14 protein-coding genes and 2 pseudogenes are annotated in these 19,392 nt (G+C 69.4%); 2 read left to right on the forward strand and 14 right to left on the reverse strand.

The window, feature by feature from the left end; all coding sequences use genetic code 11:
• The 10 genes and pseudogenes from J1M36_RS13135 to J1M36_RS00485 all read right to left on the reverse strand — a co-directional run.
• Positions 1 to 154, reverse strand: a pseudogene (locus J1M36_RS13135) (shikimate dehydrogenase); the annotation flags it as partial.
• Positions 155 to 164: 10 nt separating this feature from the next.
• A complete protein-coding gene (mltG, locus tag J1M36_RS00445) occupies positions 165 to 1,364 on the reverse strand; it encodes an endolytic transglycosylase MltG (protein ID WP_206478276.1) in 1,200 nt (399 codons plus the stop codon).
• Positions 1,365 to 1,456: 92 nt separating this feature from the next.
• Entirely contained in the window at positions 1,457 to 1,960 is a 504-nt protein-coding gene (ruvX, locus tag J1M36_RS00450; RefSeq protein WP_206478277.1) for a Holliday junction resolvase RuvX, read from the reverse strand.
• A complete protein-coding gene (alaS, locus tag J1M36_RS00455; protein WP_206478278.1) occupies positions 1,960 to 4,647 on the reverse strand; it encodes an alanine--tRNA ligase in 2,688 nt (895 codons plus the stop codon). Before alaS ends, ruvX begins: the two co-directional genes overlap by 1 nt.
• On the reverse strand, positions 4,647 to 5,105 hold the full coding sequence (locus J1M36_RS00460) for a hypothetical protein (RefSeq protein ID WP_206478279.1): 459 nt from the start codon (positions 5,103 to 5,105) through the stop codon (positions 4,647 to 4,649). Before J1M36_RS00460 ends, alaS begins: the two co-directional genes overlap by 1 nt.
• A gap of 2 nt (positions 5,106 to 5,107) precedes the next feature.
• Positions 5,108 to 5,587 carry a DUF948 domain-containing protein gene (locus J1M36_RS00465; protein WP_241180694.1) on the reverse strand — a complete coding sequence of 160 codons (480 nt, stop codon included), beginning with the start codon at positions 5,585 to 5,587 and terminating at the stop codon, positions 5,108 to 5,110.
• A gap of 224 nt (positions 5,588 to 5,811) precedes the next feature.
• On the reverse strand, positions 5,812 to 6,453 hold the full coding sequence (gene rpsD, locus J1M36_RS00470; RefSeq protein ID WP_035961694.1) for a 30S ribosomal protein S4: 642 nt from the start codon (positions 6,451 to 6,453) through the stop codon (positions 5,812 to 5,814).
• 222 nt (positions 6,454 to 6,675) lie between these two features.
• Positions 6,676 to 8,175, reverse strand: coding sequence for a glycerol kinase GlpK (gene glpK / locus J1M36_RS00475; RefSeq protein ID WP_206478555.1), 1,500 nt, complete (start codon positions 8,173 to 8,175; stop codon positions 6,676 to 6,678).
• A gap of 126 nt (positions 8,176 to 8,301) precedes the next feature.
• Positions 8,302 to 9,036 carry an MIP/aquaporin family protein gene (locus J1M36_RS00480; RefSeq protein WP_064845912.1) on the reverse strand — a complete coding sequence of 245 codons (735 nt, stop codon included), beginning with the start codon at positions 9,034 to 9,036 and terminating at the stop codon, positions 8,302 to 8,304.
• Positions 9,037 to 9,197: 161 nt separating this feature from the next.
• Entirely contained in the window at positions 9,198 to 10,874 is a 1,677-nt protein-coding gene (locus J1M36_RS00485) for a glycerol-3-phosphate dehydrogenase/oxidase (protein ID WP_206398907.1), read from the reverse strand.
• Between the two features lie 227 nt (positions 10,875 to 11,101).
• Between J1M36_RS00485 and J1M36_RS00490 the strand changes: the two genes are divergently transcribed.
• A complete protein-coding gene (locus J1M36_RS00490; protein WP_206478280.1) occupies positions 11,102 to 12,070 on the forward strand; it encodes a sugar-binding domain-containing protein in 969 nt (322 codons plus the stop codon).
• A 23-nt stretch (positions 12,071 to 12,093) separates the two neighbouring features.
• On the opposite strand, the gene J1M36_RS00495 is transcribed toward J1M36_RS00490, so the two are convergent.
• The 4 genes from J1M36_RS00495 to hisS all read right to left on the reverse strand — a co-directional run bounded on the left by J1M36_RS00495 (position 12,094) and on the right by hisS (position 17,716).
• Positions 12,094 to 13,626, reverse strand: a complete 1,533-nt coding sequence (locus tag J1M36_RS00495) for a replication-associated recombination protein A (protein ID WP_240918833.1) — start codon at positions 13,624 to 13,626, stop codon at positions 12,094 to 12,096.
• Between the two features lie 47 nt (positions 13,627 to 13,673).
• Positions 13,674 to 14,126, reverse strand: a complete 453-nt coding sequence (gene dtd, locus J1M36_RS00500) for a D-aminoacyl-tRNA deacylase (protein ID WP_098055907.1) — start codon at positions 14,124 to 14,126, stop codon at positions 13,674 to 13,676.
• A 220-nt stretch (positions 14,127 to 14,346) separates the two neighbouring features.
• Positions 14,347 to 16,164: an aspartate--tRNA ligase gene (gene aspS / locus J1M36_RS00505; RefSeq protein WP_206478282.1), complete on the reverse strand. Its 1,818-nt coding sequence runs from the start codon at positions 16,162 to 16,164 to the stop codon at positions 14,347 to 14,349.
• A gap of 196 nt (positions 16,165 to 16,360) precedes the next feature.
• Positions 16,361 to 17,716 carry a histidine--tRNA ligase gene (gene hisS / locus J1M36_RS00510; protein WP_206478283.1) on the reverse strand — a complete coding sequence of 452 codons (1,356 nt, stop codon included), beginning with the start codon at positions 17,714 to 17,716 and terminating at the stop codon, positions 16,361 to 16,363.
• A gap of 482 nt (positions 17,717 to 18,198) precedes the next feature.
• On the opposite strand from hisS, the pseudogene J1M36_RS00515 reads away from it, so the two are divergent.
• Positions 18,199 to 19,365, forward strand: a pseudogene (locus J1M36_RS00515) (DUF349 domain-containing protein); the annotation flags it as partial.
• Positions 19,366 to 19,392: the final 27 nt, after the last annotated feature.

Below are 19,392 nucleotides of genomic sequence, written 5' to 3' on the forward strand. Positions count from 1 at the left end.
CCCAGAAGGTGTCCCATTCGCCCACGGGCACGTCCCGGCGCGTGTAATGCGCCGTGAGCCCCAGGGCCTCGTAGGCGGCCGCGTGCAGCACCGGGGACAGAGAGTGGCCCACGGGGTGCCCCAGCACCGCGGCCCGCACAGAGGATCGCGTCATCGCGCGCCCCTCAGGAGCACTTACCGGGGTTGTCCGAGCACCACTGCTGGTACTCCTGCACGTAGCGCTGGTGCTCCTCGTACGTCTTGGAGAACTTGGTCTCACCGGTGTCGAGGTTCACCGTTACCCAGTAGTAGTAGTCGTTCTTCTCGGGGTTCGCCGCTGCGGCGATCGCGTCGTCGCTCGGGGACCCGATGGGACCCACGGGCAGGCCCGGGTTCGCGTACGTGTTGTACGGATTGGACTTGTCCCGCTTCTCCTCGTCAGTAAGGTGCACGGTGGTCTTGCCGAGCCCGTAGGTCACGGAGGCATCCGACTGGATGAAGCCGCTGGTCTCGCCGTTCGGGTTGTTGATCCGGTTCTCGATCGCCCCGGCCACGGAACGGTAGACCTGGGGCGTGCCCTCGAACTCCACGATGGAGCCGATCGTGAGCACCTCGAACCAGCGGTCCTCGGGGACGTTGTTCTTGGACAGCGTGTCCTTGGTGCGGTCCACCATTTCCTGCAGGATCTGCTCCGCGGTGGCGTCGAGCGGGAAGTGGTACTCCCCCGGGTGCAGCCAGCCCTCCAGGTCGGGGAAGCGGTCCGGGATGCCGAACTTGGCCTTGTCCGTGGCGAGCTTCTCGAACTCGGACTTGTCGATCCCGGTGGCCTGGCTCAGGGCCGCGAACGTGTCCCCCTTGCGCTGGGTCTTGGGGATGGCCGCATAGTGGGTGGCCTCCCCCCGTTCCATGAGGGCGTCGATGGCGGCGTCGGAGCTCATGCGGGTCTTGAGCTGGTACTCCCCGGGCTGGATGAACTGCTCTGGGTAGCGCTGCTGGAACGTGGAGACGAAGTGGGAGGCGTTGGCCACGATGTCCTGCGCCTGCAGGTCCTGGGCGATCTGTCCCGTGGAACTGCCGTCCGCCACGGAGAACGTGACGTCCTGGTCCCCGGAACCGTGGTAGTCCTTGCGTTCGAACAAACCGAACGCGGACCCCAGGACGGCCACGACCACGACCAGAGCCGCGATGAACAGCGCGATCGCCGTGGCCAGGGACGCGCGCGAACGGACCTTGCGGCGCTGCCGCTGTTCCGGGGTCACGTCGTGGTGTTCGAAGGCCCCCGCCAGGCGGGATTCCCCCGCGTCGTTCGAAGAGGTCAGCACGTCACCGTCGGACCGGTGGCCCTGTCCGTCACCGGTGCCGGTCTCCCGCGGCTCTCTGCTCACGAATTCTCTCCGCTCACGAATTCTCTCCGTCCGCCGTTCATGGTGCACATGTGGGGTGCTGCGGGCCAGGATCACCGCCCGCACGGTCAACTCTAATCAGCAGCCCGGTCCGGGACGGGTTCGCCCGGTTCCGTACCGGTCCGCCGCCCCTGGTCCACCGCCGTCTGCAGGAACGTCACCGCGGCGGCCTGATCGACCCTGTCCATGTGATGACGTCGGGACACACCCGAGTCCGACAGCGACCGGTGCGCGCTCACCGTGGACAACCGCTCGTCCACCAGGCGCACCGCTGTGGTGCACCCCCGTGAGCCTAACCGACGAACCAGTGAGGCCGCGTAATCACGAGCCATCCGCGTCGAGGCATTCTCACCGCCGTCGAGGCTGCGCGGCAGCCCCACGTAGACGGTCACCACGTCCCGTTCCTCGCACAACCGGGTGATGATCTTCACATCGAAGGCCTTACGGGAGTTGCTGTCCCGCCCGAGGGTGTCGTGCGGGGTCGCGAGCACGGCGTCGGGGTCGGTCAGGGCGATACCGACCCTGACCGTCCCCACGTCCACGCCCATGCGCACACCGCGTGCGAAGGGTTGCGGCATCAGCCCGCCGTGGCCAGGATCTGCTCGCGGATCCCGGCCAGCGCGTCGGGGATGCGGGCCGGGTCGGAACCGCCGCCCTGGGCCACGTCCGGCTTTCCTCCCCCGCCACCACCGAGCGCGGTCGCTGCGGTGCGCACGAGCTGGCCCGCGGCCAGGCCGGCGTCACGAGCGGCGTCGTTGACGGCGACGACGACGAGCGGGCGCCCGTTCGCGACACCGGTCACCGCGGCCACGGCGGCGTCGGATCCCAGACGGGCGCGCAGGTCGAGCGCGAGGGTGCGCAGGGCGTCCGCCGAGGCGATCTCACCGGCGTCGTGCAGGACGGCGCGCACGGAGCCCACGGTCTGCGCGTCCTGCGCGAGCTGGCCGGCCTGCGCCTGCAGCTGCTGCTGGCGCAGCCCCGCGAGCTGGCGCTCGGTCTCCTTGAGCTTCTCGAGCGTCGCGGCGAGGCGCTCGGGCAGTTCGGCGCTGGACTGGACCTTGAGCATGCCCGTGAGCTGGTTGACCAGGGTGCGCTCGGCGGCCAGGTGGTTGAACGAATTCAACCCCACGAGCGCCTCCACACGGCGGTTGCCCGAGCCCACGGACTGCTCCGAGACCAGGGACAGCGAGCCGAGCTGGGACGTGGAGCCCACGTGCGTGCCACCGCACAGTTCACGTGACCACGGGCCGTTCATCTCGACCACGCGCACCTCGTCCCCGTACTTCTCACCGAACAGGGACATCGCCCCGAGCTTTTTGGCCTCGGCGAGCGGCATCTCGCGGGTCACGACCTCGAAGTCGTCCCGGATCGCGGTGTTGGCGATCTGTTCGATCTCCTGCACCTGGGACGGCGTGAGGGCCTCCCCGTGGGAGAAGTCGAAGCGCAGGTAACCCTCCTTGTTGAACGACCCGCGCTGGACGGCGTCGGGACCCAACACGTCGTGCAGCGCCGCGTGGATCACGTGCGTGCCCGAGTGGGCGGCCTCGCCGTCGTGACGGCGCCGCGAGTCCACGCGCGCGGTGACCTCGTCACCCGTGACGACCTGGCCTGCGGCCACGGTGACCCGGTGCACGGACAGTCCCTTGACGGGTTGCTGGACGTCCTCCACGGTCAGGCGCAGCCCGTCCGCGGAGTCGATCACGCCGGTGTCGGCGGCCTGGCCACCGGACTCGGCGTAGAACGGCGTGGCCTCGAGTACGACCTCCACGCGCGCGCCCTCGCTCGCCGCGGGCACCGGGACGCCGTCGGCGAGGATCGCGCGTACGGTCGTGGGGGTCACGAGCTCGGTGTAGCCCGTGAACCGGCTGCCGTGGTCGTCCAACAGGCGGCGCAGTTCGGACAGGTCCGCCATGGCGCCCTTCTTGGCGCGCGCGTCCTGCTGGGCCCGCTCACGCTGCTCGGCCATGAGCTCACGGAAGGCCCGCTCGTCCACGGCCACGCCCGCCTCACCGGCCATCTCCAGGGTCAGGTCGATGGGGAAACCGAACGTGTCGTGCAGCGCGAACGCGTCCGCGCCGCTCAGGGCGCGCTTCTCGCCCTTGGCGAGCTCCACGGCGTGCTCGAGGCGGGTGGTGCCCGACTCGATGGTCTTGAGGAACGCGCGTTCCTCGGCGTACGCGATTTTGGAGATCCGTTCGAAGTCATCCGCGACCACGGGGTAGACGCCCTTCATCGCGTCGCGAGAGCGCGGAAGCAGCACGGGCAGGCAAGGGTCCGTCACCCCGAGCAGGCGCATCGCGCGCACCGCGCGGCGCAACAAGCGGCGCAGGATGTACCCGCGGGCCTCGTTGCCCGGCGTGACACCGTCCGCGATCAGCATGAGCGAGGAGCGCACGTGGTCGGCGACGACGCGCATGCGGACGTCGTCCTCGTAGCCCTGCTCCCCCGGCTTCTCCGCGCCGCGGTAGGCGCGACCGGACAGTTCGGCGGCGGCGTCGAGCACGGGGCGGACCTGGTCCGTCTCGTAGAAGTTCTCCACGCCCTGCAGCAGCATGGCCAGACGCTCCACGCCGAGACCGGTATCGATGTTCTTCTGGGGCAGGTCCCCCAGGATCTCGTAGTCCTTGCCGTTGCCCTCGCCACGCTGGTACTGCATGAACACGAGGTTCCAGATCTCGATGAACCGCTCGTCGTCCACGGCCGGACCGCCGTCCTGGCCGTAGCGCGGGCCGCGGTCGTAGAAGATCTCGGAGTCGGGACCCGCGGGGCCCGGCTGGCCGGTGTCCCAGTAGTTCTCGTCCCGGCCCATGCGCTGGATCCGCTCGGCGGGCAGCCCCACGGTGTCGTGCCACAGGTCGTAGGACTCCTGGTCCCCCTCGTACACGGTGACCCACAACCGCTCCGGGTCCAGCCCGAAGCCGCCGTCCTCGAGCGAGGAGGTCAGCAGCTCCCACGCCATGGGGATCGCGCCGGACTTGAAGTAGTCACCGAAGGAGAAGTTCCCGGCCATCTGGAAGAACGTGCCGTGCCGGGCGGTCTTGCCGACCTCGTCGATGTCGAGGGTGCGGATGCACTTCTGCACCGAGGTGGCCCGCGAGTACGGGGGCGTCTCCTGGCCCAGGAAGTACGGGATGAACGGGACCATACCGGCAATGGTGAACATGGCTCCGGGCTGCTGCGACACCAGCGAGGCCGAGGGCACCACCTGGTGGCCCTTGCCCTCGAAGTAGCTTAGCCAGCGCTGTGTGATCTCATGGGAGAGCATTACCGGTCATTCCCTTCCGATGGGACGTGTGTGATGATCCGACCCCGGGGGTCGCCCGGTGCGGGGCCCGGTTCGTGGGCGGTGTCCGCCCGCCACGGGGCATCCGGCGGTGGTGCGGCGTGGTGCGGGGCGTCCGGGTGGTTCGCGGTGTGGTCCACGGGCGTGCGCACGCCGAACTTCTCGTGCAGCTCGGCCTCGCGTTCGTTCATCCCCGCGCGCACCCGGGCGGCGAAGTCCTGGAACCGCCGCGCGGCGGTGCGGAAGAGCTCCACGGCGCTCCCGCTCGCGCGGCGTTCGACGGCGCCCTCGGAGCCGTGGCGGGCCACCGCACCCTGGGTGCCGCTCCGCACCTGCCGCCCGATCGCCTCGCGTGCGGCGGGGTCGGAGGCCACGCGCGTGGCCGCTCCGCCCACCACGGCGCCCGCGGCGAGCAGTGCGAGTTTGGACCACAAACCCATGCTCAGCTCCTGGTGTCCGTGGGCCCGGTCGCACGGCCTGCGGCGTGCGCGTCCGTGGACCCGGTGGTCGTGCCGGTCGCCGCGCCACCGGGCGCGGCACCGGGCTCGGTATGGGGGCCGGGCCGGGTCTGGGCACCGGCCTGGGGGCTGAACGCGCGGCGCAGCCCGTGGGAGAAGGACGCGACCTTGATCAGCGGCTGCCCCACCGTGGAGGCCACGAGGGAGGACAGCGCGGAGACATTGGCGGAGGCGTCCGAGACGTTGGACGTGATCCCGTCCACCTTCTCGAGCTGGGTGTTGGTGGTGGCCACGGTGCGCGTGACCTCGTCGATCAGCGGGGCGGTGCCGTCGTTGATGGAGCGGATGCTCAGGCGCAGCTCATCGAAGACACGACCTAGCTTGATGATGGGCACCGCGAGCAACCCCACGAGCACCGCGAAGACCAATGCCGCGAGCAATCCGGCGATATCCCCACCGTCCATGGGCGACCACAACTCCGTTCCTACTTCGAGATCAGGGTCGGACCCGCGCGCAAGACCGACCGAAGCGCAACTCTACCCAAGAACCCGGGTGCAACGGGGAATCCGGCGCCACCGGGCCCGGTGTGCCCGTGCGCCGTCGTCCCCGGGACGCGAACAGCCCGCAGCCGAGGGCCGCGGGCTGTTCGCCCGTCACCCGTGACACGGGCGACGGAGGGTACGGAGGATCAGACCATCCGTGCGTAGTACTCCACCACGAGCTGTTCCTCGCAGGTCACGGGGACCTCGGAACGCTGCGGCTTGCGCGTGAGCTTGGCCTGCAGACGGTCGATCGTGACGTCCAGGTAGGCCGGGGTGTCCGGGAGGACATCCTGGTTGGCGCCGGTCGCGGCGATCTGGAACGGGACCATCTTCTCGGAACGCGGGTGCACGTGGACCGTCTGGCCCGGGCGCACGCGGTACGAGGGGCGGTCCACGCGCTGACCGTCCACCATGATGTGGCGGTGCACCACGGCCTGGCGGGCAGCGGCCATCGTGCGGACGAAGCCGGCACGCAGGACAAGGGCGTCGAGACGGGTCTCGAGCAGGGCGATGAGGTTCTCACCGGTCTGACCCTCGACACGCTTGGCCTCGACGTACGCGCGGTGCATCTGCTTCTCGCGGATGTTGTACTGCGCGCGCAGCCGCTGCTTCTCCATCAGCCGGACCTTGTAGTCGGAGTCCTGCTTGCGGCGGGCACGGCCGTGCTCACCGGGAGCGTACGGGCGGCGCTCGAAGTACTTCTCGGCCTTCGGCGTCAGCGGGATGCCGAGGGCACGGGACTTGCGCACCTGACGGCGCACACGAACACTGTTGGAGCTGTTGGACACAACTTGCCTTTCATGCGGTTCGACGGCGTACGGGATGGACCCGCGTTCCGTTCTGGGTGGTACTGGCCTCCGGCGCGGGAATCGGTTCCCACGGGAGAGGTGCGGATCAGCCGCAATCCGACGGACCTAGCGTCCGCCGGGCACGCGCGGGATCGTGAGGGTGCCACGGGTCCCGGGAGTGCGCCGACGAGACGTGCCAGCCAACCGTCCACTATAGCCGATTCAGTCCACGTCCTCGTTCACCCAGTCGAGCGACTTGGTCACGGCCTTGCCCCAGTTGCGGAACAGCTTCTCCTGCTGCTCACGGTCCCCCTGGGGGTCCCAGCGCTTCTCCTCGGCCCAGTTGCGGGAGATCTCCTCGAGGTCCGCCCAGAAGCCCACGGCGAGACCGGCCGCGTACGCCGCACCCAGGGCCGTGGTCTCAGTGATCTTCGGCCGGATCACGGGCACACCCAGCTGATCCGCCTGGAACTGCATGAGCAGCTCGTTGGCCGTCATGCCACCGTCCACGCGCAGCTCCGTGAGGTCCTGCTTGGAGTCCTTGTTCATGGCCTCGACCACCTCACGGGACTGGTACGCGGTGGCCTCGAGCACGGCACGGGCGATGTGCTCCTTGCGCACGTAACGCGTGAGCCCCACCAGGGCGCCGCGGGCGTCCGGACGCCAGTGCGGTGCGAACAGACCCGAGAACGCGGGGACGAAGTACGCCCCGCCGTTGTCCTCGACCGCGCGCGCGAGCGGCTCGATCTCCTTGGCGTCCTGGATCAGCCCCAGGTTGTCCCGCACCCACTGCACGAGCGAACCCGTGACCGCGATGGAACCCTCCAGCGCGTAGACCGGCTTCTCGCCCTCGATCTGGTAGCACACGGTGGTGATCAATCCGTGCTCGGAACGCACCGGGGTCTCCCCCACGTTCATGAGCAGGAAACTGCCGGTGCCGTAGGTGTTCTTGCCCATGCCGGGTTCGAAACACGTCTGGCCGAACATGGCCGCCTGCTGGTCACCCAGGATGCCAGCGATCGGGACCTGCTTGAGGAACCCGCGGGCGCGGCCCTTGCCGTAGACCTCGCTGCTGCACCGGATCTCCGGGAGCATGGACATGGGCACGCCCACGGTCTCGCACAACTCCTCGTTCCATTCGAGGGTATCGATGTTCATGAGCAGGGTCCGGGACGCGTTCGTCACGTCCGTGACGTGCACCCCGTCCTCGGAGCCGCCGGTCAAGTTCCACACGAGCCAGCTGTCGGTCGTACCGAAGAGCAGGTCCCCGGCCTCGGCGCGCTCACGGGCGCCCTCCACGTTGTCCAAGATCCACTTGACCTTGGGACCGGCGAAGTAGCTGGCCAGGGGCAGACCCGTGAGCTCGCGGAAGCGTTCCTCCCCGCCGTCCTTGGCGAGTTCGTCTACGATCTCCTGCGTGCGAGTGTCCTGCCACACGATCGCGTTATACACGGGTTCGCCTGTGTTCTTGTCCCACACCACAGTGGTCTCGCGCTGGTTGGTGATACCCACCGCGGCGAGATCGTCCTTGGTCAGCTCGGTCTCTGCGAGCGCGTCCGCGACGCAACGGCGGGTGTTGCGCCAGATCTCCTGTGCATCGTGTTCGACCCACCCGGCGTGAGGGAAGATCTGCTGGTGCTCGTACTGGCCCACACCCATGATGGTGCCGGAATGGTCGAAGACAATGGCGCGGGTGCTCGTGGTGCCCTGATCGATGGCCATCACGTACTGGGGATCACCAGAACCTGTGGTCCTGGTACCTCGGGCGGTCTTGGTGGTGTTTGATTTGCTCATGGTGCTCACTCCTTGGGTCGAGGGGCGGAAATCGATGGGGATGCGTTCAGGGGATCAGAAAGCCGCACCCGGGAACAACTGGAAGACACCGCCGGCGAGCAGCGCGCCGAGGATGGGACCCACGATCGGGACCCACGCGTAGCCCCAGTCGCTACCACCCTTACCTCGGATCGGGAGGATCGCGTGGGCGACGCGAGGGCCCAGGTCACGCGCGGGGTTGATCGCGTAGCCGGTGGGGCCGCCGAGGCTCGCACCGATCCCGACCACGAGCAGCGCCACGGCCAGGGGGCCCAGGCCGGAGGGGGTCCCGCCGAACATGAGGATGACGAAGACCAGGACGAACGTGGCGATCACCTCGGTCAGCACGTTCCACCCCGCGGAGCGGATCTCCGGTCCGGTGGAGAACGTGCCCAGCTTGGCGGCCGGGTCCAGCGGCTCGTCGTAGTGCTGCTTGTACGCGATCCAGCAAACCACGGCACCCAGGAAGGCACCCAGGAACTCGGCGGCCAGGTAGACCACGGTCGACGCGGCGGTGATGGCCACCCCCGGCGCGTAGACATCGGCTCCGGAGGCCCAGATGCCGACCGTCACGGCGGGGTTTAGGTGGGCGCCCGATTGCCAGGCGACGTACACGCCGGCGAACACGGCGAGACCCCACCCGAAGCTGATGAGCAACCAGCCGCCGGCATTGCCCTTGGTCTTGCCCAGGAGGTGGTTGGCCACGACACCGACACCCAGAAGGGTCAACAGTGCGGTGCCCAGGACTTCGGACCAGAACACCGTGCCCAGGGGCACCACTTCCGCCGCCTCCATGGGCAGCATCGCGTTCAAAGTGGTCATGGATTGACTCCTTGCAGATCGTGTCGTTGTTGGGTGATTTGGACACACCGCCTCCCCATGGCATAAGCCACCGGGAAGCGGTGTCGGCGGGAATGGGACGCCCGCCTACGTCACAGGGTGTTGAGCGAGGGGGCTGCGCTGCGCGCGGCCGCCGCGGAGGCGTCGTCCGTGGTCTGCGCGGCGGCGTCCTCGGCGGCGCACACGGCGCGGTAGGCCTGGATCTCCTGCTCCTTACGGGCGTCGTCCCAGCCCAGTTCGGCGGCGAGCAGATCGGCGACCTCCTCGACCGCGGCCAGACCGTGATCGGGTTGGTCGTAGGACATCCGGGTCCGGGTCTCGAAGACGTCCGAGACGTGCAGGACACCCTCGTGCCGCGCCGCCTGGACCACCTCGGCCCGCAGGTAGGCGGGCGCCGCCGCGAGCGGCCGGGCCAGATCCTCCTGCTCCGCCACGAGGTCCTCGATCTCCGTGATGGCCGATCCGTAGCGGTTCAACAGGTGGTCGACCATGTCGTCGCTCCAGCCGTGGCGTGCGCCGATCCGGTCCGCCTGCCGGGTCATGGGAACGTACCCGTTGGCACCGTGGAGCAGCGTCCGGTCGGTGACCGAGGGCAGGCTCTTGGCGCGCTCCTTGCCGAGTGCGAAGTCCACGGCGTCCTGGGCCATGATGCGGTAGGTGGTCAACTTGCCGCCGGCGATCGAGATCAGCCCCGGCGTCGCCTCCGCGACCGTGTGCTCGCGGGAGATCTTGGTGGACGCGGTTTCCGTGCCCTCCTTGACGCCCGGCTGCAGCAACGGCCGCAGACCCGCGTAGGTGCCCATGACGTCGTCCCGGGTCAGGGGCTCGTCCAGGACCACGTTCGCGTGTTCGAGTACGTAGTCGATGTCCGCGGCCGTGGCCACGGGGGCCGAGATGTCCTGCTCGTAGGGGGTGTCCGTGGTGCCGATGATCCAGTAGTGCTCCCACGGGATCACGAACAGCACCGATTTCTCGGTCTGCAGGATCAGGCCCACCTCACCGCGGATCCTGTCCCGGGGCACCACGATGTGGATGCCCTTGGATGCGAGCACCTTGAGGCCCCCGTCCGTGTGGGCCATGTCCTGGGTCTCCTCGGTCCACACACCGGTGGCCGCGATGACCTTGCGGGCGCGGATCTCGTGCTGCGTGCCGGCCTCCAGGTCCGTGACGCGCGCGCCCACGACGGCGCCGTCGTCGTTCTTGAGGAGTTCCGTGACTCGCGTGCGGGTCGCGGCCAGGGCGCCGTAGCCCACGGCCGTGCGGATGAGCGTCAGCACCAGACGGGCATCGTCCACGCGACCGTCCCAGTACTTGACGGCGCCCACCATGACGCCCGGCTTGATGCTGGGGAACGCCTCCTTCACGCCGCGCTGCGAAAGCTGACGGTGGAAGGGCATGGACGCGACCTTGGAGCCCACGTGGGCCAGGGTGTCGTAGAGACCGACGCCCGCCGTCACGTACGGGCGCTCCCAGAACCGGTGCAGGATCGGGTAGAGGAAGGGGACGGGCTTCACCAGGTGGGGAGCCAGCGTGTACAGCAGGCGCTCCCGTTCATGCAGCGCCTCCGTGACGAGCTTGAAGTCGAACTGTTGCAGGTAGCGCAGGCCACCGTGGACCAGCTTGGACGACCAGCGGGACGTCCCTCCCGCCCAGTCCTGGGCCTCCACGATGCCCGTGCGCAGCCCTCGCGTGGCCGCGTCCAGCGCGATGCCGGCACCCGTGATGCCACCGCCGATCACCAGGACGTCCAACTCGGCCCCTTCGCTCATTTCACGGAGCGCGGCCTGACGGGTCTCGGAATTCAATTGGGTGGCAGTCACAGTATCTTCCTCACTCACTGTCGGTGTGGATGCGGTGTGGCCCGCAGTTCTTGCGGACCACGCTACGCACTGGGATGTGACGTACATCCCATTTCGTAGCCGTGCGCACTACCATGTCGCGCCGATGCACGTATGCTCAACCTATTTGCACATGTGTGCACGGGAGGTGAGGGGCGATGCACGACGATTCACTGCTCTACCAAGCCGCGGAACTGTACTTCGTGCAGGACATGACCATGGGTGCCGTGGCCGAGCGGCTGGGGGTCTCACGGTCCACGGTCTCGCGCATGCTGGCGGATGCGAAAGCCAGGGGCATCGTGACGATCACCCTGCGCCCACCCGACACACCCACGGACCGGCTGTCCCGTCGCATCCACGACACGTTCCGGGTCACGGCGCACATCGCGGGGACCCAGCGGGCGTCGCATAGCGGCCAACGACTCGACGCGGTCTCGCGCTACACCGCACAACTACTCGCGTCGTGGGTCCAGGACGGGACGTCCCTGGGGGTCGCGTGGGGCACCACGACCTCCGCGATCGCCTCTCACGTGCGCCACACCAACACCCAGGACGTCTCGGTGGTGCAGCTCAACGGGGCCGCCGGGCCGCGGACGGCCGGCACGGATACGTCCGCCCCACTGCTCTCGACGTTGGCGCAGGCCTTCAGCGCCGAGCTGTACCCGTTCCCGACCCCCGCTTTCTTCGACTGGGAACAGACCCGGACGCTGCTCTGGCAGGAATCCTCGGTCCGCCGCATCCTCGCGGCCCGGGCGAGTGTTGACCTGGCGGTGTTCAGCGTGGGGGCCTTCCACGGCCCGGTGCTGTCCCAGGTCTACACGGAGGGTCACCTCAGCTCGTCCGAGCTGCGCAGTCTGAGCGCGCACCGCGTCGTCGGGGACATCTGCACCGTCTTCATCCGCGAGGACGGCAGTTACTCGGACATCGAGCTGAACCGGCGGGCCTCCGGACCCACCCCCGCGGATCTCGCCAGGATTCCCCGCCGTGTGTGCGTGGTGTCCGGGCGGCACAAGGTGCGCGGCATCGTGGGCGCGCTGCGGTCGGGGGCGGTGACGGACCTGGTGATCGACGACCTGACCGCCAAGGATGTGCTGGACCACGTGGACGGCGCGGGAGCACGGCCCTGACCACGCATCGTCGTAACCGCGCCCTACGGCCGGGTGTCGCCGCGCACGATGTCGCGCAACCGGATCACGCGCTGCGCCAGGTCCCGTTCGTGGCCGTACCCTGTGGGCCGGTAGTAGTCCTTCCCCACGAGCTCGTCCGGCGGGTACTGCTGGGTGGCCACCGCGTTGGGCGTGTCGTGGGCGTAGACATAACCCGCGCCGTGGCCGAGCTCGTTCGCGCCCGGGTAGTGCGAGTCCCGCAGGTGCGGGGGCACGGGCCCAGCACGTCCGGCGCGGACGTCCGCGATGGCCTCGTTGATGGCCAGGTACGCGGCGTTCGACTTGGGCGCGGTGGCCAGATGTGCGACGGCCTCGGCGAGCGGGATCCGCCCCTCGGGCATCCCGATCAACTGCACGGCCTGGGCGGCCGCGACCGCGGTCTGCAGCGCCGCGGGATCAGCGAGACCGATGTCCTCCGACGCGCTGATGATCAACCGGCGCGCGATGAACCGCGGGTCCTCCCCGGCCTCGATCATCCGGGCCAGGTAATGCATCGCGGCGTCCACGTCCGAGCCGCGGATCGATTTGATAAACGCGCTCACGACGTCGTAGTGCTGATCGCCCTGCTTGTCGTAGCGCACCGCCGCGCGGTTGACGGCCTCCTGCGCGTGCTCCAGCGTCACGGTCACGACCGATGCATCGGGGGTTTCGCCCGCTGCCCCGGGCTCGGCCGCGCCGTCGTCCGATACCTCGGCTCCCGAACCCTCCGTGCCCGGGCCCTCCGCCCCGGAACGCGCGGCGCCATCGGCGTCGTCGTCCAACGCCGCCGCGTGGGAGAGCGCGACCGCCGCAGCCGCCTCGAGGGACGTGAGCGCCTTGCGCGCGTCTCCCCCGGAGACGTCCAGCAGGTGCTCGCGCGCCTCCGGACTCAGGACGACGGCACCGTCCAGCCCGCGCGGGTCGGTCACCGCGCGGTCGAGCAACTCCCCGATGTCTGGGCGCTCGAGCGGTTGCAGGGTCAGCAGCAGGGAGCGCGAGAGCAGCGGTGCGATCACGGAGAACGAGGGGTTCTCGGTTGTGGCGGCCACGAGGACCACCCACCCGTTCTCGACCCCGGGCAACAGCGCGTCCTGCTGCGCCTTGGTGAACCGGTGGATCTCGTCGAGGAACAGCACCGTGGTGCGCCCGTGCAGGTCGCGCGCGGTCAGCGCCTCGTCCATGACGCGCCGCACGTCCTTGACCCCGGCCGTAACGGCGGACAGCTCCACGAAGGTGGTGTCGTGGCCGCGCGCGATCACGTGCGCGATCGTCGTCTTGCCCGTGCCCGGCGGGCCCCACAGGATGACCGACGACGCCGCGGTCGGTCCCGAGCGCCCCGCGGTCAATCCGCGCAGGGGCGAGCCGGTGCGCAACAGGTGCTTCTGGCCCACGACCTCGTCCAGGGTGCGGGGGCGCATGCGGACGGCGAGCGGTGCGCGGGAGCGCGCGCGGGACGGGGTCCGATCCCTCGCGTGGGCGGATGGGCCGGACCCGTCCTCGCTCAGGGGATCCGGGACGTCGAACAATGCATCGCTCACGCCTCGACCCTACTGCCCGCCTCGGACACGCACGGGCCGCCGCGGGTTCAGCCGCGACGCGGGCGCTGCAGCTCGTCGCTGTCCACCACGAGGGTCACGGGCCCGTCGTTGACGAGCGAGACCTCCATGTGCGCACCGAACTCCCCGGTTTCCACCGGCAGACCGCGCTCACGTAGCGCCGCCACGAAGGCGTCGAAGAGGGGTTCGCTCACGTCCCCGGGGGCGGCGCGGGACCACGACGGTCGGCGCCCCCTCCGCACGTCCCCGTACAGCGTGAACTGGCTGACCACGAGCACCGGGGCCGAGCGGTCCTCGCACGAGGTCTCTCCCGGCAGGATGCGCAGCCCGGCGATCTTGGCCGCGAGCTGCGCGGCGATCTCCGGGGTGTCCGAGTGGGTGACCCCCACGAGTGCGACGAGCCCGGGGCCGGTGATCTCGCCCGTGCCCCGTTCCCCCACGGTGACACTGGCCCGCGACGCCACCTGTAGCACGATTCTCATGACGCCAGTCCATCACACTCGCACCCCGGCACCGTCCCAGGATGACACGGCCCGTCCCATGGGGAAACGGGTCGCCCCGGGAGTGGAACCGGTCGTCCCGCGAGCGCGGCGGGTCACGCAACCGGACCGCGCACGAAGGCTGCGGGGCCACCAACCTCGGGGGGACATCCCGGATCGGCGGCCCCGCAGCGCGTAGCGACGGTGTCACGTGTCGATGGCGTTACTTCGCGTCGCCGCCCTTGTCGGCGGAGGCTGCCTCGCGCGGCGCCTCGGCCTTCTTGGGCTCGGGCTTGGCGTCCACGCCGGCTTCCTTGCGCTGCTGCGCCGTGATGGGCGCAGGCGCGGCGGTCAGGGGGTCGTAGCCGTTGCCGGTCTTGGGGAACGCGATGACGTCCCGGATGGACTCGGTGCCCGCGAGCAGCGCGACCACGCGGTCCCAGCCGAAGGCGATGCCGCCGTGCGGGGGCGCGCCGAACTGGAAGGCGTCCAGCAGGAAGCCGAACTTCTCCCGGGCGTCCTCCTCGCTGAGCCCCATCACGCGGAACACACGGTCCTGCACGTCCCGGCGGTGGATGCGGATGGAACCGCCGCCGATCTCGTTGCCGTTGCACACGATGTCGTACGCGTAGGCCAGCGCGGAGCCGGGGTCCGTGTCGAAGGTGTCCACGAACTCGGGCTTGGGGGACGTGAACGCGTGGTGCACGGCTGTCCACGCACCGGAGCCTACGGCAACGTCGCCGGACTCGACCGCCTCGGACGCGGGCTCGAACAGCGGCGCGTCCATGATCCACACGAAGGCCCAGTCATTCTCGTTGATCAGGCCCACGCGGTGGCCGATCTCCACGCGCGCGGCACCGAGCAGCGCGCGGGAGGTCTTGGCCCCGCCCGCGGCGAAGAACACGCAGTCGCCGGGCTTCGCGCCCACGGCCTCCGCGAGTCCGGCCTTCTCCTCCTCCGAGATGTTCTTGGCCACCGGCCCGGCGATCTCGCCGTCCTCCTTGAACAGCACGTAGGCGAGGCCCTTGGCGCCGCGCTGCTTGGCCCACTCCTGCCACGCGTCGAGCTGGCGGCGGGGCTGGGATGCACCGCCTGGCATGACCACGGCACCCACGTACGGGGCCTGGAACACGCGGAACGGGGTGTCCTTGAAGTACTCGGTGAGCTCCGTGAGCTTCAGGTCGAAGCGTAGGTCCGGCTTATCGGAGCCGTAGTCGGCCATGGCCTGGGCGTAGGTCATGCGCGGGATGGGGGTCGAGACGTCCACGCCGATCAGAGCCCACAGGGACTTCACGATCTGCTCGCCCAGGGCGATGACATCGTCCTCCTCCACGAAGGAGGCCTCAACGTCCAGCTGGGTGAACTCGGGCTGGCGGTCCGCGCGGAAGTCCTCGTCCCGGTAGCAGCGGGCGATCTGGAAGTACTTCTCGATCCCGCCCACCTGCAGCAGCTGTTTGAACAGCTGCGGGGACTGCGGCAGCGCATACCAGGAGCCCGGGGACAGCCGTGCCGGCACCACGAAGTCACGCGCACCCTCGGGAGTGGAACGGGTGAGGGTGGGGGTCTCCACCTCGGTGAAGCCCTGCTCGTGCAGCAGGGTCCGGGCCACCCGGTTGACCTCGGAACGCAGCCGCATGATGCGGGCGGGCTCCGGGCGGCGCAGGTCCAGGTAGCGGTACTTCAGGCGGGCTTCCTCGCCCACCTCCACGTGCTCGTCGATCTGGAACGGCAGGGGGGCCGCGGTGTTGAGCACGGTGAGCTCATCCACCATGACCTCGACCTCACCGGAGGGCAGGTTGGGGTTCTCGTTGCCCTCGGGGCGGCGCTCCACGGTGCCCGTGACCTGCAGGACGTACTCGTTGCGCAGCTGGTGGAACTGCTCCTCGTCACGCACCACGACCTGCGCCACGCCGGAGGCGTCACGCAGGTCCACGAACGCCACGCCGCCGTGGTCGCGGCGCCGGCCGACCCAGCCCGCCAGCGTGACGGTCTGTCCAATGTTCTCGACGGTCAACGTGCCGAGTTCATGCGTTCGCAACAAGTGCATTCACCTTTTCAATCAATGGGATGGTCGGGATCGCGGGCCGGCGGAGCGCGTCGCACCGAGTGCCCGCGGAGCCGCACCGGATCGGGCGCCCCGGAGCAGGGCGTGCTCCCGTCCCCGCGAGTCTACAAGCCGACGCCGCGAGCGCACGGCCGTCGCGCGCGGGCACGCCTCTCGGAGGACAGAGCCGGCGTCAGTCGTTCGTGGTGGCCGCGCGCAGCACCGTGGCGTGCAGGTCCTCGGCGGGCGGCTGCCACGATGCGGGGTCCGCGGCCACCTGCTCGCCCGAGCGGATGTCCTTGACCTCGTGGGTCGGGCTCCCGTCCTCGGCCACCGAGGAGAACCACACGAACGGGATGCCGCGGCGCTCGGCGTAGCGGATCTGCTTGCCGAACTTCTGAGCCGTGGCGGCTACCTCGGTCGCAATCCCGCGAGCGCGCAACTGCCCGGCGACGTCCTGCGCGGCGGACCACGATGCGTCGTCGTTCAGGGCCACGAGGACCGCGGAGGGCACCGAACGGGAGGCCTGGGCCATGGAGCGGGACAGGATCCGGGTGACCAACCGGGTCACACCGATCGACAGGCCCACACCGGGGTAAGTCTTCTTCCCGGAGGACGCGAGGGACTCGTAGCGACCACCCGAGCACACGGAACCGAGCTGTTCGTGACCCACGAGGACCGTCTCGTACACGGTGCCTGTGTAGTAGTCCAGACCGCGGGCGATGGACAGGTCTGCCACGACCTTGCCGGGGGCGCGGCGGGAGGCCTCCCCCACGACCTCGGCGAGTTCGTTCAGGCCTTCGTCCAGCAGGTTGTTGCTCACACCGAGTTCCCGCACGCGCTCCACGAAGGACGTGTCCTCGGTGCGGATCGCCGCGAGGGACAGCGCGGCCTCCGCCTGCTCGGGCGTGGCACCCACCGTGTCCTGGAGATTCCGGGAGACCTGCTCGGCACCGATCTTTTCGAGTTTGTCGATCTCACGCAGCACCGCGGGGGCGTCATTGAGACCCACACCGCGGTAGAAACCCTCGGCGAGCTTGCGGTTGTTGACCCGCAGTACGAACGGCGGGATGGGCAGCTCGGACAGCGCCTCGATCATCACGAGCGCGAGCTCCACGTCGTAGCGGAACGCGAGCGTGCCGTCCCCCACCACATCGATGTCCGCCTGGGTGAACTCGCGCGCCCGGCCCTCCTGGGGGCGCTCGCCGCGCCACACCTTCTGGATCTGGTAGCGGCGGAATGGGAACGTGAGGTAGCCACTGTTCTCCACGACGTAGCGGGCGAACGGCACGGTCAGGTCGAAGTGCAGCGCCAGCGCGTCCTCGCGGGAGGAGTCCTCGTCCTGTTGCAGCCGGGAGACCCCGTAGACCTCCTTGTCGATCTCACCCTTGCGCAGCAACTGCTCCACGGTCTCCACCGCGCGCGTCTCGATCGAGGAAAAGCCGTGGAGTTCGAAGGTCCTGCGCAAGGAGTCCAGCACGTGTTGCTCCACGATCCGTTCCTCCGGGAGCCATTCGGGGAAACCGGACAGAGACGTGGTGCGGGCCATGGGTGGGAACTCCTCGGTAGTGGGTCTCGGGCGGTCCGGGGCTCGGCCTGTGCGCCGTGGAAGCCCCGGGCGGCGAGGCGTCGTCGTACGAGCAACCCCCGGAACCGGGGCATGCGCGAGCGCGGACGGTGTCAGCTGCCAGTCTAAGCCGCGCGGCTCGATAGGATGGCCGGTGTCCACCATGGGAAACCCCACCGCGACGCCCGCAGCTGCGGGCAGCGCCGGCGGGGTCGTGCAGAAAGAGTTGTAGCGGTGACAGAACGTCCTGAATCCGACGACCGCCGTCCCGTCCCGGGACCGGCCACCCCCGCGGCGTCCGCGCCCAGGCCCGCGGCGCCGTCGCTGCCTCTTATACACATCTGACACCGTCCGCGCTCGCGCATGCCCCGGTTCCGGGGGTTGCTCGTACGACGCCGCCTCGCCGCCCGGGGCTTCCACGGCGCACAGGCCGAGCCCCGGACCGCCCGAGACCCACTACCGAGGAGTTCCCGGACGCCACACCGGACGAGGCGCTCGCGTACTTCGCGCGCAAGTTCGACGACGCCGAGGCGCAGGTCGCACTGCTTGAACAGCGCATCGCCGCCAAGGCACCCGCCGGTGACATGCGCAAGACCGTGGACCACGTGCGCGAGCAGGTGGACGCGCACACCATGGTGGGCGATCTCACGGATCTCTCCACGCGCCTGGATACCCTCGAGGACGCGATCAAGGTGGCTCTGAACCGCGAACGCGAGGAGACCAAGGCCGCCAAGGCGCAGCAGCTCGCGCACCGCACCGCGATCGTGGAGGCCGCCGAGGAGGTCGCCGCGCAGGATCCCGCCAAGACGCAGTGGAAGCACTCGTCCGCGCGCATGGCGGAGCTGTTCTCGCAGTGGCAGGACCACCAGCGCTCTGGCGGACGCCTGTCCAAATCGGACGAGGACGCCCTGTGGAAGCGCTTCCGCAAGGCCCGCACCACGTTCGACCGGCACCGTAAGGCCTTCTTCTCGTCCCTGGACGAGACCAACGCCAAGGCCAAGCGCGTCAAGGAGGGCCTGATCAAGGAGGCCGAGGCGTTGTCCTCGTCCACCGAGTGGGGTGAGACCGCCGGGAAGTACCGAGAGCTCATGGACCGGTGGAAGGAGGCCCCGCGCGCGTCCCGCAAGGAGGACGACGCCTTGTGGGCCCGGTTCCGCGCCGCCCAGGACGCGTTCTTCTCCGCGCGCACCGCCGCGAACGAGCGGATCGACCAGGAATACGCGGGCAACCTCACGGTCAAGGAGCAGCTGCTCGCCGAGGCCAAGCAGATCCTGCCCGTCAAGGACCTCGACGCCGCCAAGAAGCAGCTCGCGTCCGTCCAGCAGCGCTGGGAGGAGGCCGGTAAGGTCCCGCGCGCCCACATGCGCCGCGTGGAGAACGAACTGCGCGCCGTGGAGGACGCCGTGAAGAAGGCCGAGGACGACCGCTGGCGGCGCACCGACCCCGAGACCAAGGCGCGCTCCAACTCCATGCTGTCCCAGCTGGAGAACAAGATCGCCGATCAGCGCGCTGCCCTCGAGGCCGCCCGTGCGGGTGGCAACACCAAGAAGGCCGCGTCACTCGAGAAGGACCTGGCCACGAGCGAGCAGTGGCTCGCCACGCTGCAGGCCTCGGCGTCCGAACTGCGCTGATTTTCTGCCGCTGACTGCAGGAACGCC

The organism is Kocuria sp. KRD140 (assembly GCF_017168375.1).
Lineage (GTDB): Bacteria > Actinomycetota > Actinomycetes > Actinomycetales > Micrococcaceae > Kocuria > Kocuria marina.